A 24221-nucleotide genomic window follows, 5' to 3' on the forward strand; every position below is an offset into this window, starting at 1 on the left:
CGATGGATTTCAAATGGTTGAATGAGAGTAGTGTCAGAGAATCAGATGAAAAAATCGAAATTTTAGCAACGAGAAATAGTGATTTTTTTTATAATAATGGCGTAATAGGAGAACAGGGTATTACACCTAAATCCCTTAATAATGCACCATTCTATTACACAGAAATATCTGGAGATTTTATTTTGAAGGTCAAAGTTTCACTAGAATTCAAAAGTACTTATGATTCTTCATCCATTATGATTATGCAAGATCTCAATCATTGGGCTAAAGCTTGTTTCGAACTCACCGACTTCAATAGACGTGCTGTAGTGAGTGTAGTCACAAATGAATACTCTGACGATGCTAACGGTTGTAATATCGATCAAAATTTTGTTTGGTTGCAAGCAACTCGAGTGGATCAATCGTTTGCTTTTCATTATTCATTAGATGGTAAAATTTTTTATATGATGAGATTCTTTAATTTACCAGTCAAAGAAAATATAAAGGTTGGTCTCTTGGCACAATCACCTATGGGTGAGGGTGGAATTAGAACATACGAGTCTTTGTCGATAGAAAGGAAGACGGTGAAAAATATCAGAATGGGTGCATAGAATAATATTTTTTCTATGGATTCAGACTCTCCAATAGAAACATATGGAGTCATGTAGTAATACATGTTGAGGTGGTTTGCTGTTAAGCCTAAGCTATTTCACTATAAATTACTTCTATTAATGATTTCTTTTTGTTCGACAAGTGTAATGTTTTTTTACACTAAAAAACTTCAATAAAAATACCGATTGCCAGAGATATGATTAAAATCTGGCAATCGGCTTTTTTTATACTCAGAAATTTTGGAAAAATTAAGATAAATTACATCAGTTGTGCATCATTTCTTTTTCCTTAAAGGACCTTAGAATAATGATGCTTATTACAATAACGATAGGAAAAATTATTGCAGAAAATAATCCAGCTTTTAAGCCTAGCTGGGTCATATTGTTACCTGGAAATACAGCATGGACAAAACTAGAATTTGAATTGATGACAATATTGGATACAACCCCTACCATACTTGGTCCGATAGCACATCCTATATCTCCACCTAAAGCTAGAATACCGAACATTGTGTTCCCACCATAAGGATTCAAACTAGATGCCAAACTTATTGATGCAGGCCATAGTATAGCAATAGATAGCCCTGTTAATGCACAACCTAATAAAGATATATAGGGTATAGGAGAAAGTGTAACTAATAAATAGCTAAAAATACAAAGTAGTCCTGAACATGTTATTAGTAAACGTAAATCATATTTTTTTGCTTTTTTTCCGTATATCACCCTCGTTATTCCCATTAATAAAGCAAACGCAAAAGGACCTAATAAGTCTCCTGTTGTTTTAGATGTCCCTAATCCAACTTCAGCAAAGAATGAAGACCATTTAGACATTGCTTGCTCTGCAGCTCCAGAACAAATCATCAAAATAATAAGTATCCAAAATGATTTTTTTAGCAAAAGAACTTTTGCAGGTACTTGCTTATCTTTATCAACTAAAGTGCGTAATGGAACTTTTAGAAACAAGAAAAGATTGATTAAAGGCACAATTCCGCTAATTATTGGTAACCATCCCCAATGGTTTTGCCCAAAAATATAAAAGTATATTGTTGAAAAGAGTACGATACCTACGTAACCCCAACAATAAAAGGAATGAAGTATACCCATTGAACCAGATTTTTCGTCTCCCGGCAACGCCTCAACAATTGGACTTACAACAACCTCCTGAAAACCACCGCCTATAGCATTTAAGATTGTAGCAAATAATAAACCTGTAAATGGATCAATATAGTAAGGTAGTACTCCTAAACTGATCAATCCAAATAAGCAAAAAATATTGGCAATCGTCATAGATATTCTGTAACCAAAACGGTCAACAATCCTTGCCGCTAGAATGTCAACCGCAATTTGTATGAAAAATCCCAGCGTAATTAAAAAAGTAATATTTTCCAAAGTAATTCCCAAATGAGATTGAAAGATTACAAAAAGTAGTGGGGGTAAGTTGCTTACTATAGCTTGACAAATGTAGCCACTGAAGCATGCGTATAATGTATGTTTATAACTTAGTTTCATTTTTTCTCCTGATTTTAATTTTTCATTGTTTTATATATAAATTAGATATTTTTATGATTTCCACTCATTATCATTCTCCCATTGGCATTCTAAGATACTCATATTAGTAAATAAGGCCTTATAGGATCCATCAGTAGGACTTCCGGCATAAATCCCAAACGATACTTTTCTTGATGCATTCCACATATGAAAGATTCGCATTTGCTTCCAGTTTATACCATCCTCACTATGTTCAATTCTAAAATCACTTTCTCTTCTAGAAAGTCTATACCACATAGTATCAATTTCCGATGAAATATCAGTTGTAGCCCAATCCGAAAATCCGTTATTTGTGACTACACTTCCTAATCGTTGAATGTTTCTATCTTCATATTCGATAGAAGCTTTAATCCAATTATTCTTATCTAGATACATTGCTAAGCCACATTGATCAAATCTGTTACTACTGTCGAATTTTGTTTTTACAACAAAAGAGAAAAAAAGGTTTTCAGTTGTTACTTGCAGAACAGGTGCGGTATCAGTTTGAAAACCATAATATGTTTTAGACCATAAATCAGTTCCTGGATCCGTTGTAATTTCTACTCTATCGTTTTCTATTTTGAAGTTTGCGGGTTTTCGTATCCAAGTGGGATTACTTTTTAAAAAATCCATTTCATTAAATACTCCTTTACATATTTAAATTTTTTCTATTGAATTATATCGTTTTTCTCAACCATTAACATCGTACTAAAAAGGAAAAGTATGTTAAAATATCACAATCGAGGTGATTTTTAATGAAGAGTCTATGTAATGCGAGTACAGATGATAGTTTAAAAGAAGATATAGTTCATGGAGAAAAAAAATTTCCAATAGCTTATTATAAAGATATATTTTCTGAATTTAAAAATGGTTTAATAGATTGGCACTGGCATCGTGAAGTTGAGTTTGTTAGTGTGTCTGAAGGGTTTATATTTTGTTTGATCGGTCAAGAAAGAATTAAAATTAATCAAGGAGAGGGAATATTCATAAATAGTGGAATTATCCATCGATATGAAAATGGAAAAGATGGCATGATGGAAAACATAGTGTTTTCTCCTGAGCTTGTTGCACAAGAAGGCTCGCTTATTTATGAAAAAAATATTTACCCTCTAATTTCGTTTGGTCCAGATTATCTATTACTATCTTCGGAAACTTTTTGGAAGAAGTCAGTTTTAGAAGATTTATCAAATATTTATAGTGTGCAAGCTTTCTTGGAAAAAAGTTCTTCCCCAATTAATACTTTACTATTGCTTACAAATATTTTAAAAACTTTAATAGAAAATATACCCACTGAAATTTTAGAAGAATCAAAGGCTCATAATGGTAAATGTTTACAATCAACAAGATTACATCTGATGTTACAATTTATACATGATAATTATCATAGAAATATAGGATTAGGTGATATCGCAGCTGTTTCAAGTATGAGTAAAAGTAACGCTTTAAAAACTTTTAAACAAGGAATTGGGCAATCTCCCGTATCTTATTTGATAGAACACAGATTGATGCAGGCTTCATTAGAACTAAAAACGACGAGTAAACCGATAACTCGGATTTCTGAGTTATCAGGTTTCTCAAATAGCTCATACTTTTGTAGGAAATTTAGAGAATATTTTGGTACTTCACCATCTGCTTACAGAAAAAAAAGTACGCATAATATCCCTTCGTTTTAAATTAATTTACTTTAGTTGTCATTGGTTCTGTAAGAAATTTATGACTTTAAGATTGTTAAAAATACGTCATTGACAATCAGAAATGAGATTTTTTCAAGTTTGCCGATATCTCATTTAGAACCCTTTTTAACTTGATAGTAAAAGGCGAAAAATTGAAGAGATAAACATTTTTACTTTCTATGAAAGATATGAATAACAAAAATTTTCAGCAATTTAACCACCCATTTTCTCATTATTTCTAGTTTATCAGGTACTTAAAATACCTCTCACACGTATGAAGAAACTGAGTGGATATTTGAAATGACACTACAGAATATAAATGTACTTTTTAGACATCTTTTCGACAATCGGAGGATTTTGTTTAGGAATGAAGCAATCTGGCTATAGCTGTATTTGATATGGTGAGATCGATGGTCATGATAATTTTTCCTTTAACTGTTTGGCGTAGTGTCGATTGACAGCATAGATTTGCCCATTCTTTGTTTGGACTTCTAATCAAACGTTCACTGGCCGTTTTTAAAACTGACTATTTCAGAAAGATTTAGAATTGTTGAATTTTGGTATGTATTGCTGCTCACAGAAAATAACTTATTTTACTAAGGAGAAACTTATTTTTTTAAAATAGTAGGCACACATTAGATTAAAAAAACAAAACGGACAACAGGGTATACCTTCGTGGTCCTTTTCAATATTTGTTATATTGTTAAGTTTTTGAAAGGTTAATAAAGTTTGGCTACAGGTTATTCAAATTAATCCAAATCTTTAAATTTCTAAATATATTTTTGATGAATAAAACTGGTTCTCCTTTGAGAGAGCATTATCTAAGAATTACGTGCTCTAAGAAAAAAGCAAAGGGGAAAGGAAACCCAAGGTAAAAAGAAAATGATTCAAAGATCAAAGTGTTTATTCTTGAGTATAGAGAGGAAAGTAGAAATATTATTATCAATCAGAATAGGGTTACTCAAAATAAGTACCTATCCTTTGTTGAAACTAAAAATTATTATTTAATAATTTTATCCTTCCGAAATTTTATATATACTATTATCATATATAAATAATTGATAAATTCATCTCGAGCAAATGTGACACAATCGGATTCTGTCACATTCGTTAAAATCGCTCCATCCTTAGAGGCTCTAAGAGGAAATCACTTTTCTTTTAGGGGCTTTTTTCTATAGCTTGTTTAAATGTGACTTATTATCTGTTATAATCATATTAAGTAACATTTGAGAGGTGGCTAAAAATGAAGAGCGTGGAACCGATTCGCGACAAAAAAAAGATCGATGCCATGAAGGCCATTTTGGCTTCCGGAAAATATGGGCAACGAAATTTGGTGCTTTTTTCGATCGGGATCAATACAGCGTATCGAATCTCTGATTTAAGACAGTTAAAATTAAGTGATGTATTAGAAATTTACCGTGGACGGGTGATCGTCAAAGAACGTCTGGCTATGAAGGAACAAAAAACGGCCAAACACAATTCGGTCTTCATTTCAAACAAATTACGAAAAGTGATTCTCGATTATGTTCAATCGGAATTTTCTGAGCAGCTGCAAGTACAGGACTTCAGTAATTATTTGTTTCCAAGTCGCAAAGGAGCAGATACACCTTTGACTCGACAAAGCCTTTGGCGGATCATTCATGAAGCAGGAACTGCAGTTGGGTTACAAGAAATTGGTCCCCATTCGATGCGTAAGACCTTTGGCTATTTTTTATACAAGCAAGGAACCAAAACAGAGATCATTCAGTCGCTGCTAAACCATTCTTCACAACGGGAGACCTTACGCTATATTGGAATCACCCAGGAAGACAAAGATACTGCAGTAAAGAGTTTGGATCTATGACAGAATAATGCCCTATATAATAGAAGGAAAAATTCAAGAGGTGAGAAAATGAACGAAGAAAAGCAGCCTAACTTTCCTGATAAATATCACTTATCTCGCAAAGAGTCTGTGTATTTATTGAAGAAAAACATTGTAGAACTGGTGTATAATGCGGGGAAATTTGAAGGGTTAAATACAACGTTGTTACAAACAGAAGAGATTATTAAGTATAATCGGGCCAACAACGTGGCTGTAGATGATGTCCTGACCGTCGTTAACTTAAAAAAAGGCTTTGAAATGCTTTTAAACGACGTACAGGAGCCCCTGTTAGAGACAAGTAAGCGGATTAATCGGATCGTTGCAGCGGAAGATGCCCTTTTTCCTGGCGAAATAAGAACCGGAGGAGTAGAAGTATCGACTATTCAGGGAAGATATGTGCCACCAATGTTAACCGAAGATGAGGTAAAGAATCAATATGAAGAGATAATGAATCAAGAGATATCAGAGACTGAAAAAGCCTTGCGTCTGTTTCTATTTATTTCGAAGAATCAAATATTTTGGGACGGTAATAAAAGAACTGCATTGTTAACTGCTAATAAGATCATGCTTAGTCAAGGTTTGGGATTGTTGTCCATTCCTGAAACTGTATTTGCAAAATTTAATGAACTTCTATCTATGTATTATAATAGCAACCAATCTAGTGATGAATTAAAAATTTTATCATTTATACATGAAGAATGTATTTATGGTATTCGTTATTTATAGTAAACAATAGAACAGTTACTGAATTACAATAAGCCAATAAAAAGGAGAGTATGTAATGTCATTAATGTCAATAAATTATTTTGGATATGCTGTATATAATGTAACTGTGGAAGAATCAATAGTAAACTTGTTACGATTTGAGATATCAAAAATGGATGAGAATGCCACTACTACAATTAATATAGATCCTAAATATAATAATTTAATATCGTTTGAAGTAACTGTTGAATCTAGAAATCCTGAGGATGAATATGATAAAATCGTTGATATTATATCTGAAACCAATGCTATCATTATACATTTAGGTAGTGTAGAAGAAAGTTATTCTACTGGTGAACGATGTTACATGGGAATTCAGACTCTGACACCAGCTAATGATTTGAATGATTATATCGTAACTTGCATTGACGACTTTTTTTCTGAATACCAGTAAATTAAAGAAACGAATTTCATGTTATAGCATAACGTTTAAAATGGGTAAAAAAATTAGGCACTAATTTGTATGAACTAAGAATTATTTGAAAAGCAACAATGCCAGGTATGCTGATTTTCTTTCTTTGGATCAATCAATCATACAAGATCAACCTAGAAAACGTTATGTAGACGTTAGTAAGGTTCAAGAACATTATGCAATCGTTCCTCGACAAAACAAGTCGTAAGCATTGCAGCGTTTGAAAAATTAGGTGATATACAAAGTAAAGCTTATTATTCATTTAATTGAGAATGTGCCATCAGACGTTGAGAAACTGAATTTTAAAACGTACCAAGCAAATAGAAAAAAGAAGACGAAAAGAATACAGTAGCGATTTGTCCTAAATCTGGCGGAAATATTATCCTTTAAAAGCTTTTATGGCTGGTGCTAGTATGATTTAGTGGACACATTTTTGGAGAGTATTATAATACTTTCGAAAGGGTGTTCAGATATGGCAAAAAAATACAGTCAAGAAAAGAAAGAGTTAATCCTTCAGCTTGTGGCAACTGGTAAATCAGTTGCCGAAATTTCCCGTGAATATGGCATTGCAGAACAAACAATTTATAAATGGAAGAAAAACAATAGTCCAATCTCAGGCAGTTCGACAACCCCAGCTCAAATCAAACAGATGGAAAAAGAAATGATCCGTCTGCGTCAGGAGAACGAAATTCTAAAAAAAGCAATGGCTATATTCACGAAGTAAACTTACACAATAAGATTCTCTTTATCAAAAATCTAAGAAACAGCTATCCCATCCGAATGCTTCTGCGTGTAATGCAAGTGGCACCAAGCAGCTACTATAAAGAATTACATCATGAACCGAGTAAACGCCAACAGGAAAATGAGCGAATCGATCAAGCAATCATGGAAATCTACACCGAAAGTAAACAACGTTATGGCGCATGGGAAATTCATCATTGCTTGTTAGAACAAGGCTTTTCCTTATCCATCAAGCGGGTTCAAAAACGAATGAACTTTTTAGGTATTCATTCAATCACGGTCAAAAAATATCGTCCTAGTCACACTTCGAAAAAGCCGATTATTGAACGTACCAATCTTTTGAATCAAGATTTCTCTACAACGACCATCAATCAAAAATGGGCCGCAGATATCACATATATCGCTACTACAAAAGATGGCTGGACTTATCTAGCTTCTGTCATTGACCTTCATTCAAAGAAAATCATCGGGTATACGTATGCCAAACAAATGGCGACAGACATTGTCTTAAACGCTTTGGATTCAACAATTAAGAACCAACAACCGAAAGAAGACTTGATTATCCAAACAGATCTTGGCTCTCAATACACGAGCAAAGAATTTGAAGCAGCGCTTCAAGAACGTAAAATCGTGCATTCTTATAGTCGTAAGGGAACCCCGTATGACAATTCTGGTATTGAATCTTTTCATGCAATCTTGAAAAAAGAAGAGATCTACCAGTGGGTCTATTATTCTTTTGAGGAAGCACGCCTTGCGCTTTTTCAATATATTGAAGGCTGGTACAATCGTAAACGAATTCATGGAGCAATCCGGTATTTGACTCCTCAACAAGCAGAAGACCAGGCTCGTACTCACATGTAATCTATCCGTACACATTTTTTTGAGAACAAATCCACGAGCTTTCCTCTTCATAGTTTCAGAAAATGGTCAAATGGTCTGGGTTTGACTATTTTCTGAAACTATGAAATAACTCGAGAGTGGATTAGTTTCAAAATAACTCTCAAAAAAAGTGTCCACTTTATTGACATAGATCCAAAGCCAATGGAAAAATCAGAGAGAGTATGTCATTTCCTGCAATTAAATTTAAAGAGTTTGCTTTAGAAAAGTGGGAAGAGTCTGAAATATATCAATACTTTAGTGAGAAAAGATTCTTATTCGTTGTGTATCGACATGACGGTACGGAATACAAATTAGATAAAGCAATGTTTTGGAATATGCCTATGACAGATTTAGAAGGAATTGGAAAAGAAGAATGGTTAGCTAACCAAAAAGTAGTCAAAGAAGGGGTAGAGCTTATACCAAAAGGGAATAGAGTTCTAAATAATTTACCAAAAGCAAAAGATACTAAGATTTTCCATCTACGTCCTCATGCTAGCAAATCTGTTTATGAAATAAATGGACAAGTTTTCGGTAACGGTATTCTTCATAGAGATTCAGATGAATTACCAAATGGAGATAGAATGGTGAAACAATGTTTTTGGTTAAATAATAAGTATCTTGAAAGAATTATTAACAGTTAAAGTATAATTTCGATACAAAATTATATTAGTTGGTAAGGAAAATATGGGCCATGTTATACTTATAAAAAAAGAAAGGGGATTCTTCATGGATTTTTTTAACATTCCGCAAGCAGAAAATGCTCTCAAAGCAGTTTATAAATTTGGGATAGATACTAATGAAAAATTAATGGCTTTGACTTTGGATAATCTTATGAATATAAAAGGGTTGGGGAAGAAAAAAATGGAAGCTATTCTAAAAATCCAACAATGTCAAATTAAATCTGATTTATTTAATGATTTTAAAAATGACAAAGGAAAAAGTTATTATACTCCTAATGTAGAAGTTTTTTTTAGTAAAAATAATATAAATGAAGACAACATACTATCAATAAAATTGGATGAACTTGAAAAAAATAATAAATTGAATAATAAGCTGATAAATAGTTTTAATGGATTAAAAAGAAAAAGTTTAATTAAAAAAGTAAACTATACAAGTTCTTCTCCAATAAAAAAAGAAGAAGTAGTAAGCAAACTAAAAGATAATTTCTTAAATCCAATAAGAAATTATCTTTTAGAAGAAGAGTATGTGAATCTGTCTAGATATATAAAAGAAGAACTAGATTTACTTGATTTTACAGATGTTGATGTTGACATGTATTCTGAGTTAATTATGGATTCTCTTGAAATAGAGAAAGTGCTTCAAAATAAAATCCCAGATATTTCTTTAAAAATACTATCTAGATATTTAAAAAAACAGCATCGAGAGGTTTCTTTTTTTCAATTATCAAAAGGAATTGACAAGTTGAATTTAATTGAGAAAGATAATTTAATGCTATTAATTAATGATTTAGTTAATAGTGGTTTTGTGATATTCACTTCTCAGGGGGTTAAATACCAAAATCCTAATATTCGAGAATACATTGATGTATTGGGGGACAAAGCAGATATTCTAGATAAGAGGCTAAAAGGAAAAACATTGGAGGAAATAGGGGAAGATTATCAAGTTACTCGAGAAAGGATACGTCAAAAAGAGAGAAATTTAAAAAAAATTATTCCATATAAAGAAATCTTTGAATGGAAATATTCCGAATTTTTTGAAAAATATGAATTATCACCTGAAGTTTTTTGTAAGGTTTTTGATATAGGAAACTATGAATACAATTTTTTAAAGATGTTTTCAAATATCGATAAACGTGCTAAGAAACATACGGCAGAAGAATTATTAGACAGTGGACTGCTTTCAAGAAAAGAAAAAGAATCTTTGTTAGAATTTTTGAATGAAGGCTATTTAATAATTGAGAACAAGAAAATCAAGAAGAATAGAGTTGCTATAATTAATTATTGTATTGAGTTGTTTGCAAAGGAAGAAATTTCCTTTAATGATTTTTACAATTTAGTAAATGATTTTACGAAGCAGTATCATTTAGATATTGATTTTGGTAATGAAAGGGCAATGGAAGGAATTATTTCTAGAGCGTCTAGTTTACTTTGGAAATACGGTAAAAAATTAAGATACTATCCTATAGATGAAGATAAAGTGATTGAAGCTATTAAAGGTATTTCATTTAGTAATTATTATAATTCAGAAATATCTGCAAAAAAACTATTAGATGATTATCCAGTCCTAATGCAAGAAATTGATATTAATGATGAATACGAGTTACATAATCTTTTGAAAAAATATGAAAGCATTCTATCTGAAGAAGTTATATTGAAAAGAATGCCTTTATTAGAAGTAGGGTCAGCAAGTCGAGAAGAACAGTTGCTAGATTTACTAATAGAAATGAGCCCAGTATCAAAAGAAGATTTTGCATTAGAATACTCACGAAAGTATGGCGTTAGTATTCAAACCGTAAAAGCTAATTATTTAAAATTATTAGTTGAATATGAACAGCAGGATATTTATAATGCGGATACTCCAATCATAGAGAAGGAGGTTTTGAAGAATTTAAAAGGAATTCTTACAGAACAATTCTATTTTAAAAAAGATATTTATTTAAGGTATGAGAAAAGATTTGGTAAAGCTAAATTCCCTGATTATATTTTCAATGAGCTAGGATATAAACCATTTTCAGAATTCATTTTATCTAATGAATATAATAGAGCAGATTATTATTTTGAAGAAAATTACTTCAGTAAAGATTTGTTTGAAATCGATGATGTTAGATTGTTATCAACGGGTTCATTTAGAAATCTAATATCCGAAAAAGTACGTAATTTAGATATTTTCGAATATGATCGTTACAAATATATAAGCATGGATAAAATAACTTCTCATACAGGAATAACTAAAAAACAGATATTAGAAATAGTTTCAGACATTACTGAACAAATGAATGATAAATATTTTTCATACTTGATGATTGAACATATTGTGGAGAACAGTAAACTAAATAATCTGGGTTTTGATGCAATTTTTTATGAATCAATTTTGAAAGGAGTAGAAGGATTAAGGTATCAAAACATGGGAACAACAACAATTTTCAGGAAAACCAAGGATAAATTTTACAGTTATACTTTTTTAGAAGAAATAGTTTCTAAGTTCAAATCAATTGATATTTTTGATTTAATTGATTACCTTGAAGATTACTATGGAATTGTTTGGTCTAAAGAAAAAATAATATCGATAATAGAGCAAACAAGTCTTTATTATCATCCTGTAATGGAAATGATATACCAAGATTTAGATGAATTTTATGAAATGATGGAGGATTAAATATGCTACTAACAGAAGGAATTAAGCAGGGATATGTTATCCCAACAGAATATACAAGAAAGCTTACAATTGATGGTCATACAGAGTCATATCAAGTTTATAAAATAAGATTAGATCAACTTTTTTATAATGATCAGAATGATAGAATTGCTACTTGGATTAGCAAATACAAAGCAGAAAATCACGTAGAAGATATGGATACAGCCGATAAATCGTATAATGACTTAATTGAAAATTTTATCTATGAGAGTAATCCCAAGGCAATTGATAAAACAAAAAGTAATATAGAATTAGTTGGACAGCGTGAAGCTGGAGTAGTGCTCAATGATGGTAGAATTATTGATGGGAATCGTCGTTATACTTGTTTGCGACAATTACATGAAAAGAATTCCACAATTAATCATTTTGAGGCAGTAATTTTAGAGCGAGACATCCAAGAAAATAAAAAGGAAATTAAATTGTTAGAGTTATCTATCCAACATGGAGAGGAAGGTAAGGTAGATTACAATCCAATTGATCGATTGGTTGGCTTATATAATGATGTAATAAAGAATGAATTTATTACATTTGATGAATATCAAAAGACAGTAAATGAATCAGCTGCTTCACTTAATAAGAAAATCGAGCAAGCAAAATTAATGGTGGAATTCTTAGAATTTATTAACGCACCTGAACAATTTTATATAGCTCGAGATTTAGAATTAGATGGTCCGTTAGCAGAAGTTCCTAGTTTATTAAAACGTGTAAAAACTGAAGATGAAAAAGAAAATTTGAAGCTAATCATTTTTAGCAACTTAGCAATGAAACCACAGGGAGATATCACACGATTTGTAAGGAAAATTAAAAATGTGGTAGATTCTAATCATTTTGAGGAATTTATTGAAGAACAACTAGAGTATGCAGAATCGACACTTGAAAAATTAGAAGATTTACCAGAAATAACTACTAAGGAAATTAATACGCATCTCCGATCAGATGAAGAACTAAAAAATCAAATGAAGGCATCTGTAGAAAAGTTTGAAATTAAAACTAAAAAAGATAGTACTAGAACTAAACCGATACAAGACTTGCAACGTTGCCAACTATTATTATCATCTATCGATTACCATACATTAAGTGTGTTAAATGATAGTGAAAAAGAGCTATTTTTAGATCAACTGAAGAAATGTGAAGATGAAATACAAAAAGTTAAAAATAACTTTGAAATGGGTGAATAATTATTGGGTTTATTTATTGATAATAACAATCAATTAATATTAGAATTCGAATGTATCGAAGAACGTATAGCTTTTACTAAATCGATACCGTATAAAATGAGAATTAAACGTTTTGTGTCTCATGAATTGGAAAGTTGTCTTTTTTTTAAAGAAGATATATCTATCCATGAGATAAAAAGAGTAGAAGGAGAGCTACGTAATAAATTTCCCGATATTGATATTGATAATTCTGTATTTGATTATATTAATAATCGTCAATTTTATATAGAAAACAGATATCGCCTTGGAAATGATATAAAAAAACAAGTAGTTGAAGTGGAGAGTTCTTTCAATACATTTTGCCATACAATTGACGCTATAATGCTTAGGAAATTAAAGATAGAACAAAAGTGGCATGCATTCTATCAACTAAATATGAAAAACACATCCAATTTTTCAGTTCCAGGGTCAGGTAAGACAGCTACTGTTCTAGGAACGTATGCCTATTTAAAAGCTAATAACCTTGCTAATAAAATTGTAATGATAGGCCCTAAAAATGCATTTGGGTCATGGATAGATGAATTTACTATTTGTTTACCTACCGAGACGAAAAGATTTTACTTAAATATTCATTCAAAAGAAACTAATTCAGTAGAAAAAAGAAAGTTTTCGTTAAAATTTGATAGTGGAAATAAAGAGCTTATTTTAGTTAATTATGAATCTGTTAACTCATTGAAAAATGAGTTGTTAGAAATAATAGATAATCAAACTTTGTTAGTTTTTGATGAGGTTCATAAGATTAAAAATCCAGAAGGACAGCGTGCCGATGCATCTAAAGAAATTAGTAAGAATGCGGGTAGAATTATTGCCTTAACTGGGACACCTATTCCTAATTCATATGTTGATATATATAATTTGTTAAATATGTTGTATCCAGAAGACTATAAAGATTTCTTTGGTTTTACTAAAAATGAACTAAAAAAAGTTGATATTGACACTATGGATGAAATCAATGAAAAGATTAAACCATTTTTTTGTAGGATGAATAAGGATGATTTAGGTGTACCAAAGGCCGAAGAGGATGAATTATTAAAAGTTCACGCTACAGAGGCTGAAAACCAACTATTTAAAATTATTAAACAATCTTATCAAAATAATCTGTTTGGATTATTAGTTAGAGTAATGCAGTTAGAAAGTAATCCAAAAAAGCTACTTGAAAAAATTGATTACAGTGATTTAAGAGGAATAATTGATGATGAATCTTACGAATCAGCTGATGTAGAGGTAGTGGATTACTCTGAAGATGTAAATGTCCTAATAGAACAAATTAAGGAACCAGTAAAAGTTAAGAAGACAATTGAACTGACTGAGAGATTAGTTAGAGAAAATAAACCTGTAATTATTTGGTGTACGTTTGTGTCTTCCATAAAAACGTTAGAAAATAGATTATCTAAAAAAGGAATAAAAGTTAAGTGTATATATGGAGAAGTTGAATTAGATGAACGTTTGAAACTAATTGATGATTTTAAAAATCGTCAATTTGAAGTGCTAATAACTAACCCACATACGTTAGCTGAGTCAGTCTCTTTACATATGGTCTGTCATGATGCTATCTATTTTGAATATAGTTTTAACTTAGTTCATTTATTGCAATCTAAAGATAGAATTCATCGCTTAGGTCTTAAATCTAATCAATACACACAATACTACTTTTTACAACAATATTATGAATACGGTGGAAAAGAAGTTAGCATAGGTAATAAGATTTATCAACGTTTAAAAGAAAAAGAAGTTGTTATGATAGAAGCAATTAATAATGATGTTTTAGAGTCTGTAACGTCCTATGAGGAAGATTTAGAATTAATATTTGGAGAAGTTTTATTAATTTGACAAATCATATACAATAAAAATATTTTAGAATTAGTGAAATAAGTACTTATAAACAACCTGAATTAATATTTAAAGGTTGGTGCTAGTATGATTTAGTGGACACATTTTTGGAGAGTATTATAATACTTTCGAAAGGGTGTTCAGATATGGCAAAAAAATACAGTCAAGAAAAGAAAGAGTTAATCCTTCAGCTTGTGGCAACTGGCAAATCAGTTGCCGAAATTTCCCGTGAATATGGCATTGCAGAACAAACAATTTATAAATGGAAGAAAAACAATAGTCCAATCTCAGGCAGTTCGACAACCCCAGCTCAAATCAAACAGATGGAAAAAGAAATGATCCGTCTGCGTCAGGAGAACGAAATTCTAAAAAAAGCAATGGCTATATTCACGAAGTAAACTTACACAATAAGATTCTCTTTATCAAAAATCTAAGAAACAGCTATCCCATCCGAATGCTTCTGCGTGTAATGCAAGTGGCACCAAGCAGCTACTATAAAGAATTAGGTTCTGTTGCAAAGTTTTAAAATAAACAACCAGCATTCCGTTTTGACTGCTTTTTAAGCTGGGATACCCAATAAGACCTTGATTTCAGTGCAAACCGAAAAGCCGAAGAGTGTGCCCTCTTTTCGGCTTTTCTTGTATATTCCGCGAATCGTTTCCATGCCTTTAATCGTTGTTGAGGCAGTGCGTAAGCTTCGATAAAATTTATTCCGACGTTTGATTGGTCGATGATCTTGCTCAATCAAGTTATTGAGATACTTAACTGTTCTGTGTTCTGTCTTCGTATACAGACCAGCTTTTTGTAATTTTTTAAACGCACTGCCAATAGATGGTGCCTTGTCTGTGACTAGAACCTTTGGTTCGCCAAACTGCTTTCTAAGACGTTTTAAAAATGCGTAGGCTGCTTGTGTGTCGCGTTTTTTACGTAGCCAAATGTCCAGCGTTAAACCGTCTGCATCGATCGCGCGATACAAATAGTGCCAGGTCCCTTTGATTTTGATATAAGTTTCATCCATTTTCCACGAATAAAAAGACTGTCTATTTTTCTTTTTCCAAATTTGATATAGGGCTTTGCCGTATTCTTGTACCCAACGGTAAATCGTTGTATGACACACATGAATGCCACGATCATAAAGTATTTCTTGAACGTCTCGATAGCTGAGGTTATAACGAAGATAATAGCCAACGGCGACAATAATCACGTCTTTTTGAAATTGTTTCCCTTTGAAATGCTTCATCTTCGTTCCTCCAAGCTATCTTTTCTATAATTTTAACTTGAAATAGATTCTTTTGAAAACTTTGCAACAGAACCATCGATAGTCTAGGGCAGAGTGTATGCGTTTTGTGTTATATTGAGTTTCAATATATACAAAGATCTCCATTTGAGCCTGATCAATATCTCCAAATTGAGCGTCATTGATTAGCTCTCTTTTTATCGTTTGGTAAAAATATTCTATTAATGAATTATCATAAGGGGTTCCTTTTCGGCTCATACTAGAGCGTACTTTTTTTCTTCTCACCGATTGGAATTTAGTACTTGTGTATTGTGAGCTTTGATCAGTTTGAATAATCAACCCTGGTCCAGGCTACTCTTTTCCAAATGCTTGAAGAAAAGAATCCACAACTAATTGATCTTTCATTCTATATGACATAGACCACCCAACGATTTTTCTCGTACAGACATCAATAAATACAGATAAATAAAGCGTTCTTTTTTTCTTTCGGAGAGATGTAGGTAATGTCTTCTAATCAAATTTTATTTTTTGCTGATGCTTTAAACGTTTGATTAACAAGATTGGGTTGTGAGAGTGAGGGTGATTTCCGATTTTAATACTTGTATTTATAGGTATTGCCTATAGCATAAACACCAAGTTGATGAAGAAGCTTTCCTACACGTTTTAGATTAACAAGAAAATTCCTTTTTTATTTAAACCTTTTGCTATTCGAGTTGCTTCACACTTTCCATGATGTTCCTGAAAAATAGTAGCGATTTCTTCTTTAAAGAGTTCATTTTCTTTTTTCTTTTAAAAAACGCATAAAAACCAGCTTTTGAAACGTTCAATGTCTGGCAAGTTCTCCGGATATTCAACTCATTTTTGTGTTCTTTTAAGAACTGAAATCTTACTTCTTGTTTGGCTTCAAGAAGACCTGGAACTTTTTTAATAAGTCTAATTCCTCTCTTGGGTAACGATTTTCTTGTTCGAGTTTCTTTATTTCATAATGGGCATCAAAAAGTGCGTTCCCTTTTCTAGGGAACGCATTTTCTCCATACTTTCAACTTCTTGAACCCATCGATACAAGCTATTAGCATAAACTTCTAGCTGTAGGATAACTTCTTTAACAGAAAATCCTGCTTCCTTAACCAATTTTACAGTGGCAATTTTAACTGTTGTATAAAATGAATATCTTGGCATAATCTAGATCCTCGCTTTCCCTTAATTTTTTGTCTAGTTTATTAGACCAACTCCAATTTCTCCACTCCGAAAAAGTCTAACTTTTTGGGGTCATTACAGAATTTAATCTGGATCATCAGCCCATAAGTTACAGAGTTGTTTTACATAAAAGCCGAATTATCTGTTGTTTAAAAAAAATTGCACTTAGTTTAGAAATACTGATGCATATAAGAATTAAGAAAAAGTATGTTGGTGAATTTTGATGATCTTTTCTCGAGTTATTAACATTTTAATGATAAACCATTAAAGATGCCAAAGTTCAAGTACATAGAATAATCGTTTATAAGCCGTTTTCTTTTATAACATATTATGAAAAGTTCGTAATTTAGAGTATCCGTCATGTCTAAATTATTAGTTGAATTTAATTTTTCTAATTTTAAAAACTTTCATTTGATTTGTTGCACGATGGATAAAGCTTGATTAGTCTGTATTATTTTTGAATATTGATTAGTAGAGATTTTAATGGAATATCAACCCTATTACTATGTATTCATTTGAAAAATACTCTATGTTTATTGTTCTTGATCTTTTATACTTTTTCATCATTTGAACCGTTAAAATATTAACTGGAGTGACAATTTTTTTTTGTGTAGGGAAAAAGTTTGACAGTAGTGTTTTTTATCTTGGGATTTTCTGAGTTGCATTAGTATATAACTATAAGATAACTTACGATATTGTTTTAAGTATTGATTTTACAAGGAACAAAATTTTATTGATGGGTAAGAGTTATGTTAAACGGTTGATATTTAAATAATTTGATATATTTAGGTCACAAAAAAACAAATTAATACAATCATTATCCCTTATTTCGAAATAAATTTGAATGTTCGGATAATCACTAATTGGTAATTTATTGTAAACTATTTTTGTAAGATAACTATTAAAATTTGGAGGGTATTAGAACAATGAATAAAAAATTATTAGCGACAACTCTTTTATCAACTTTGTTGTTAGTAGGTAGTAACCCACTTTTATCAAATGCATCAGAATTGAGTAGTGAAAAAGAAGTTCCTGTAGAAATTCAAGAAGGTAAAGTAGATATAAGTTTTAACGGGGATACAACTAGTAAAGTTGATTTCCAATTATCTGATTTCGATTTAAATTCAGATGTTCGAAAACAGACTAAAGTCTTGAAGGCAATAGCAACCGTTAGTAATACAAAATCAGATGATGCGTATGTAAATATTTTTGCAAGGCTCGACCAGTATGGAAACGGTCTTGATGTTCAACCTACAAATTCATACATGCAAGCAGATATGGTACAGAGAATGACCTCGAAGCAAATTGAGAAAGAATTCGATGTTATTCTTGACGCTGATGCTTATGTTTGGAGAGGAAATAGAGATAGCAGTATGAAAATTATTTTATCTGCTCAAGAAGTACCCAGTCCTTGGTAAAATAATTCTGATTATAATAAGAAAATCATCAACAAGTAAATTTGTAGACTATGACATATATTTAATAGAGAGAAAGGCTTAAGTTTGCAAATAGCTACAAAATGAGTTAGATTGCTATACAGAGAACTAAAATAAATGTAGTTTCATTATAATAGCACATAGAATATTGAAAAGAAGAAACACTAATCGAATCAATAACAATTCCTGTTTTTGGTTATGTAATTAGTGTTCCTTCTTTTGTTCTTTTCATGTAGCTGTAAATATTAACTATTAAATATTGGACAATAGTTTTATGAATTCTTGAACGAAATAAAATTCTCTAGGATGCTGATATTAGATTATAGTATTTTTAAAGTTAAGCAAAGATATAGTTTGTTTTTAAACAAAGATTTCTTGAAAATTTAAATAATTCCTCACAACAATTTGATAAACAAATAAAATTTTTTGATGGAAATAGTGTAGTTTGTATGGCAGTGGTTATAATGATTTTTTATTTACAAAAATCAGTAATATATTGCATTCTAAAATATAACTGATGTGATTTTACTTTTGAAAAACCGTTATGTAAAATCGGGAAATAAGTATACCGATAATTAAACAAGCACTTAATGATACAGTCTCTTTTAAAATAAAGGTTGGTAAAATAAATGGAATCTATAATGAATACATTTAGCAGTCACTATCTCACAAGAAAGCAAAACGAAAAATTAAAATTATTTACGGTGCTAGTAACAGAAAAATATATTTCATTAAGAAAATTAAGTGAAATATTAAACATAACAATGTACCAAACAAAAATATTATTAGTTGAATTAGAAGAAAATATTGGACAATTGAAGTTTGATTTCTCATCATTATTCTTTCAAGAAAAAAATACCATTGGATTAATTGAGGGAGTTAGCCAAGAACTTTTACTTAACGTGTTTGTTAATTTGAAGAAAAAATTTTTTGATGAATCACCTTATTTTCGTTTATTACTTTACTTATTAAAATATCGCAAGACACGTGTAGTAGATATTTCAGAAAAACTAATGTTCAGTAAATCATATAGTTATAAACTAATTAATCGTGTAAGAGATATCATTCATTCTCAAAAAATTCCAATTGCTATAAATAGCGATTTCGAATCAATTTCCTTGGAAGGTAATGAGAAGTATATAAGAACATATCATTATTTAGTACAGATTATGGCGTACAATGTTTTTGCGGATAGACAGACAAGAGTGAATATTAGTTTGGTGGGTGAAAATTATAGAACTTTACAAACTACTAAAGTGAAACATGAAATTCTTTTATCAATACTTGAAAATTCAGTTTCTCGTGGTTATATAGTTCAAGACCTCAATAGAAAATCCCTTGAAATATTTAATATTATAAAAGAATTGTATGAGGATAGTTCATTAACAAAATTAATACCGATTAATAATATTGAAGAAAAAGAAAACGAGCTTTCTTTTTTTTATTTTTGTAGACAACTTTTAATACCTGAAACTACAAGTACAAAAGATAAAGTTTTTTTAGGGGAGAAATTTAGGTTTTTAAAAGATAATGAAATAATAGATTTCTCAGTTGCTGTTTTAGAAGCATTGTCAGAAAAATTTCATATAAAATATGATGTTGAGAATATAATTTTATATGAAAGTATTATAAATACTTGGGCTTACCAAAATATTTATTTTGAAAATTTAAATGTTACAACTAATCAATATAGTCATAACAGTAGAATTAATGAAGTTCGAAATATTATTATTAATATAGTTTCAAGTGTGGAATTAAAAATTGGAGATAAAGATCTTTTTGCTTCTAAGTTAGCCCATATACTATCTTATTTTTTACCTGTTCAAAATAAGGAAACTGTTGTTATTGCCATATCAATGTTACATCATCCTGAATATGTACCGGTTATTCAAAATAAATTGCTTGCAATTTTCAATGAAAAAATAATTAAGTTTAGTTCTAATTATAGTGAAGCAGATATATTAGTTTCTGATGGGATTTTAAATCATGATAAATCACAAGATTTTGCTTTTTTTAGGGATATACATAATAAGAGCCATTGGGATAATTTAAATTCAGTGGTTCAAGCAAGAATCACATCAAAACTTGGATAATATAATTTTTATTAAAATATTATGAATATAAACAGGCTAAATAAAATTGAAAAATATGTGTCAGATCAAGAAAGAACACCTTGAAGATTATAAGCTTATTTAAAAGAATCATTCATCTTTGAGAAATTAAACATTTAATGTATTCACTGAATCTAAAAGTTATGGAAAAGAAATTCTGGTTTTACATTAAATACTGGTAAATAACAATTTCCTTTTGAACGTACACATTAAGGATTAAAATTCTCTAATTATTAAACATCATTTGTAAAATATGATAAATGTCCAAAATAAAGGTAGAGTATTATAAATGTGAGATGATTCCCAAATAAAATAAAAGCGGATGTGGGAAACATATGTTGTTTAAAGTTACAAATGAATATATTTTTTATCATAGTAAAAGGAGAGGAAATACTTAGAAATAATGATTGGTGATATGGAAAACGTCAAATAAACGAGGTAACAAAGATTTGCAGATGATGAGAATATGGCTTTAATTAAACATAATAAATTATTTTAATTTCAAGTCGATTTTTTTATTATACGTCTAGATAAACCAAAGAAAGTTGGTCGAAATTGTTAGTAAGTAGAAATAGATTTAGAAAAGTCATGAATAATAGCAGATTTATCGAGTATCATTTTCGGATATTGAATGATAGGGACAGTCAAAGTTTGCTCCTAAAATGTGATTTGAATAATTTGAAATAACTAGTGGAAAATAATATTCGTGAAACAGTGGATGAATCAAAGAAACAATCTATCTTTAGGAAAAAAGTGAAAATAGCCAGGAAAAATAAAGCGGATTTCATTCTATTAGAAAAAACCTGTGAGTTAATAGCAAACAATATAGAAAATCGTCCGTTTTACTAGGTAGTAATATTGGTAAAGGAGAATCAATATGAATACTATTTTTATGATGTTAAACAGAAACAAAAATAAAATCCTAAAGGCTGTATAATGGTTGTATTAATAGTTTTCAGCACTCAAGGTTTAGCTACTGAAATAAAAAATGAGATAAACATTGAGGCAGATGAAGTTACGCTATCATTGAACGATTTAGACTTTTCAAGTAGAACAGTAAATCAAATTGAAACTGTGAAGATAAAATATGATGTAAATTTTTCTTTGAATTATTCATTAGTAATATCTACTAAAGGTAAGGGGATTACAGCTAGGTTTATAGATACTTTAAGCAATACCTATTCTGGAATTCTTTTAACAACATCAAGCCAAGGAGAAGTAAACTTAAATTATGAAGTCGTTTTGAGCATGGATGAATATGAAAATTCACCTGAGAATGAAACTGCTATTACAATTACTTTTGTGAAAAAAAATGTAGATAGTTTTGATGATATTTTAGAGTTTGAAAATGACCAAACGGATAGTTTTCGTAATGACAACACTTTAAGTAATAATAAAATGGAAGATAACTCAACTAGTTCATCTGAGGAGATTATTGATGGAAAACCAGATAATTCAGATGTTAAGGATATGAGCGAAAGTGAAGATGAGGAAAGTGACATAGATGGAGAAGACAACATCGACAGTCATAATATATCAGACCAAGATAATTCTGGTGAAAATTCATAAGATAGGTTTCTCAATTTCATCATTATTTAATTAACAATATAAGTAAATATATTAATGAATAACGTTATAAGAGGTTATTATCCCCTTTTTTTTAGATTGCGAAAATATTAGATAAGATTGCTTGGAGAATTCCCTGTATAGTTCTAATTGTAATAGATTTTACAATTACAAAATTAGGAGGATACATTAATGAAAAAAACTCTTTTAGCATCAACAGCAATACTTGCTCTATCTGCAATCGGATTTACGAATACAGTTCACGCAACTGAAGGACCAACAAAGGCAGTAAACGTTGAAGAAGGTGAAGAGAGCAGAAGTCTTACATTAACTAATCCAGATGTTACTTCTGTAGATTTCAACTTTGAAGAAATTATTTTCGTGCCAGAACAGCCTAACGGAACACTTGACCCTCAAGAATTTTCTATCACGTATGATATCCAAAATAAAACATTTACTGATATAAATGGGGAAAGATTTACAATAGAAGTATCAACTGAAGGTTTAGGGTTAAATGCAGGCTTTGTGAATCCAGATGATTCAAAGATTTCTGAAACCAAAAGTGGAACTAGGAACACAGGTAATGTTATTATTGAAGCTACTCTTGACCCAACATTGTTTGATGTCTCGGATTCAGATTCGTATAAAATTATAGTAAGTTTAAATGATTCTACACCGGTAGCACCCTGAGGATTGAAATGATTAATATACCAAAGGTATAAGAAAACAGGAGTCATGATGGAAAATAAAAGTAAAGTGAGAAAACGCGTTTTTATTAACGTGTTTTCTCTTATAGTCGTTTTAGTAATAGGTAGTTTATTTTACATACAGGAAGTTATTGCTTCTGAGGATACTGAAGCATCGATTTTAGTAGATATTTATCCTAAGGAATATGAGTATAGAGATAGCTACATGCAATTTAGTCCTAAACTTAACAACAATTATGAGTTTACAGCGACGATTACCAATATTGGTAATAAAGATTTAGACGTTACTGTATATCCATCAGTTGCTATATCAACTATGGCTGGAATAACTTATGTGGACAATACAGAAAATCTAATGGATAAAGATTATGACTTTAGTAAGTATGTGAAGATAACTAATGATAGCAGCGAATTAAAAGATGGCATAATCCAAGTTAAGGCTAATCAAAGTGAAGATCTATCCATTATTGTTAATATAAATAAAGAACTTGATGGAGAAATTTTAGGAGGTTTAAATTTTTCTCAAATGTTGAGCGAGCAAAAAAACGAGGATTCTGCAGATATCGTCCATGTTTATGAAAAGGTAGTCTTGTTCCGCCTTAAAATGAATGAATTGGATTCTGAAAAAGAGCAGCACTATGGGGAATTTGAATTCATAAATTCACAAAATTCTATAGTGTTAAGTTTCTCTATATTTAATAATAACCCGATAGTGGAATATGCAGAAAGTGGACCCTACAAGGTCATTAATCCAAAGGGAGATACAATTTCAGAAGGTGAATTTGACGAAGATGTACTTACTTTAACTCCAGTTACTAAAACGAAGTTAAACATTCCATTAGTTAGTAATGCAGAATTAATGTCTGGAGAATATCAATTCATAATAACAGTTGATGGAGAAGACAAAATTACCAAATTTAACTACACCAGGGAAGATCTGGAAGAAATATCCAAGCAAACAGACAATTCAAATCACGTAGTTGTAAGTCAAGACTCAAATATATGGGTAATTGTTTTATTAACGGCAATCGTTACTCTTCTTATTGTCACTATTATTATGCTTTATCGCAAACAAAAAAAGGCTGAATAATAAATAT

At 30.6% G+C, this 24221-nt stretch carries 21 protein-coding genes and 1 pseudogene; 16 read left to right on the top strand and 6 right to left on the bottom strand.

What is annotated here, in order from left to right; translation table 11 throughout:
* Window positions 1-2: 2 nt before the first annotated feature.
* A complete protein-coding gene (locus IGI77_RS04365) occupies window positions 3-590 on the top strand; it encodes a DUF1349 domain-containing protein (RefSeq protein WP_438769551.1) in 588 nt (195 codons plus the stop codon).
* Window positions 591-854: 264 nt separating this feature from the next.
* Here the strand turns inward: IGI77_RS04365 and IGI77_RS04370 are convergent, their stop codons facing one another.
* Together IGI77_RS04370 and IGI77_RS04375 are read right to left on the bottom strand one after the other, a co-directional pair.
* Entirely contained in the window at window positions 855-2099 is a 1245-nt protein-coding gene (locus IGI77_RS04370) for an MFS transporter (RefSeq protein WP_438769552.1), read from the bottom strand.
* A 51-nt stretch (window positions 2100-2150) separates the two neighbouring features.
* Entirely contained in the window at window positions 2151-2750 is a 600-nt protein-coding gene (locus tag IGI77_RS04375; RefSeq protein WP_010722389.1) for a DUF1349 domain-containing protein, read from the bottom strand.
* Between the two features lie 122 nt (window positions 2751-2872).
* Between IGI77_RS04375 and IGI77_RS04380 the strand changes: the two genes are divergently transcribed.
* The 10 genes from IGI77_RS04380 (at window position 2873) to IGI77_RS04425 (ending at window position 15268) form a co-directional block, all read left to right on the top strand.
* Window positions 2873-3790, top strand: a complete 918-nt coding sequence (locus IGI77_RS04380; protein WP_010722388.1) for an AraC family transcriptional regulator — start codon at window positions 2873-2875, stop codon at window positions 3788-3790.
* A gap of 1243 nt (window positions 3791-5033) precedes the next feature.
* Entirely contained in the window at window positions 5034-5633 is a 600-nt protein-coding gene (locus IGI77_RS04385) for a tyrosine-type recombinase/integrase (protein ID WP_438769553.1), read from the top strand.
* Window positions 5634-5681: 48 nt separating this feature from the next.
* Window positions 5682-6377, top strand: a complete 696-nt coding sequence (locus tag IGI77_RS04390; protein ID WP_438769554.1) for a Fic family protein — start codon at window positions 5682-5684, stop codon at window positions 6375-6377.
* Window positions 6378-6432: 55 nt separating this feature from the next.
* Window positions 6433-6810: a hypothetical protein gene (locus IGI77_RS04395; protein ID WP_087627007.1), complete on the top strand. Its 378-nt coding sequence runs from the start codon at window positions 6433-6435 to the stop codon at window positions 6808-6810.
* Window positions 6811-7300: 490 nt separating this feature from the next.
* Window positions 7301-8430 (top strand): IS3 family transposase gene (locus IGI77_RS04400; RefSeq protein ID WP_438769555.1). Its coding sequence is split into 2 segments (ribosomal slippage): window positions 7301-7532 and window positions 7532-8430, totalling 1131 coding nucleotides; the frame shifts between segments, so codons are not numbered across the junction.
* A 200-nt stretch (window positions 8431-8630) separates the two neighbouring features.
* Window positions 8631-9089, top strand: a complete 459-nt coding sequence (locus tag IGI77_RS04405) for a hypothetical protein (RefSeq protein WP_270274686.1) — start codon at window positions 8631-8633, stop codon at window positions 9087-9089.
* A gap of 85 nt (window positions 9090-9174) precedes the next feature.
* Entirely contained in the window at window positions 9175-11784 is a 2610-nt protein-coding gene (locus tag IGI77_RS04410) for a sigma factor-like helix-turn-helix DNA-binding protein (RefSeq protein WP_171918273.1), read from the top strand.
* Window positions 11785-11786: 2 nt separating this feature from the next.
* The gene (locus IGI77_RS04415; RefSeq protein WP_154694248.1) at window positions 11787-13001 is read left to right on the top strand and encodes a hypothetical protein; all 1215 of its coding nucleotides are present in this window, start codon (window positions 11787-11789) and stop codon (window positions 12999-13001) included.
* A gap of 3 nt (window positions 13002-13004) precedes the next feature.
* Window positions 13005-14870 (top strand): DEAD/DEAH box helicase, encoded by a 1866-nt coding sequence (locus tag IGI77_RS04420; protein ID WP_270290854.1) that lies wholly within the window; start codon window positions 13005-13007, stop codon window positions 14868-14870.
* A 146-nt stretch (window positions 14871-15016) separates the two neighbouring features.
* Complete coding sequence (locus IGI77_RS04425) at window positions 15017-15268, top strand: transposase (protein WP_029485507.1); 252 nt, start codon at window positions 15017-15019, stop codon at window positions 15266-15268.
* A gap of 161 nt (window positions 15269-15429) precedes the next feature.
* Here IGI77_RS04425 and IGI77_RS04430 read toward each other — a convergent pair whose 3' ends face one another.
* The 4 genes and pseudogenes from IGI77_RS04430 to IGI77_RS04445 all read right to left on the bottom strand — a co-directional run bounded on the left by IGI77_RS04430 (window position 15430) and on the right by IGI77_RS04445 (window position 17286).
* Window positions 15430-16110, bottom strand: coding sequence for an IS6 family transposase (locus IGI77_RS04430; RefSeq protein WP_016628553.1), 681 nt, complete (start codon window positions 16108-16110; stop codon window positions 15430-15432).
* A 24-nt stretch (window positions 16111-16134) separates the two neighbouring features.
* Entirely contained in the window at window positions 16135-16392 is a 258-nt protein-coding gene (locus IGI77_RS04435) for an integrase core domain-containing protein (RefSeq protein WP_438770505.1), read from the bottom strand.
* A gap of 66 nt (window positions 16393-16458) precedes the next feature.
* Window positions 16459-16584, bottom strand: a pseudogene (locus IGI77_RS04440) (IS3-like element IS1068 family transposase); the annotation flags it as partial.
* 498 nt (window positions 16585-17082) lie between these two features.
* Window positions 17083-17286, bottom strand: coding sequence for a transposase (locus IGI77_RS04445; protein ID WP_438769556.1), 204 nt, complete (start codon window positions 17284-17286; stop codon window positions 17083-17085).
* 944 nt (window positions 17287-18230) lie between these two features.
* Between IGI77_RS04445 and IGI77_RS04450 the strand changes: the two genes are divergently transcribed.
* The 5 genes from IGI77_RS04450 to IGI77_RS04470 all read left to right on the top strand — a co-directional run bounded on the left by IGI77_RS04450 (window position 18231) and on the right by IGI77_RS04470 (window position 24214).
* On the top strand, window positions 18231-18722 hold the full coding sequence (locus IGI77_RS04450; RefSeq protein WP_438769557.1) for a hypothetical protein: 492 nt from the start codon (window positions 18231-18233) through the stop codon (window positions 18720-18722).
* A 647-nt stretch (window positions 18723-19369) separates the two neighbouring features.
* Window positions 19370-20833 carry a helix-turn-helix domain-containing protein gene (locus IGI77_RS04455; RefSeq protein WP_438769558.1) on the top strand — a complete coding sequence of 488 codons (1464 nt, stop codon included), beginning with the start codon at window positions 19370-19372 and terminating at the stop codon, window positions 20831-20833.
* A gap of 954 nt (window positions 20834-21787) precedes the next feature.
* Complete coding sequence (locus tag IGI77_RS04460; RefSeq protein WP_438769559.1) at window positions 21788-22420, top strand: hypothetical protein; 633 nt, start codon at window positions 21788-21790, stop codon at window positions 22418-22420.
* Window positions 22421-22609: 189 nt separating this feature from the next.
* The gene (locus IGI77_RS04465) at window positions 22610-23107 is read left to right on the top strand and encodes a hypothetical protein (protein WP_438769560.1); all 498 of its coding nucleotides are present in this window, start codon (window positions 22610-22612) and stop codon (window positions 23105-23107) included.
* A gap of 48 nt (window positions 23108-23155) precedes the next feature.
* Entirely contained in the window at window positions 23156-24214 is a 1059-nt protein-coding gene (locus IGI77_RS04470; protein WP_438769561.1) for a WxL protein peptidoglycan domain-containing protein, read from the top strand.
* Window positions 24215-24221 lie beyond the last annotated feature (7 nt).

It is taken from the genome of Enterococcus sp. DIV0213h (assembly GCF_051711285.1).
GTDB lineage: Bacteria > Bacillota > Bacilli > Lactobacillales > Enterococcaceae > Enterococcus_D > Enterococcus_D casseliflavus.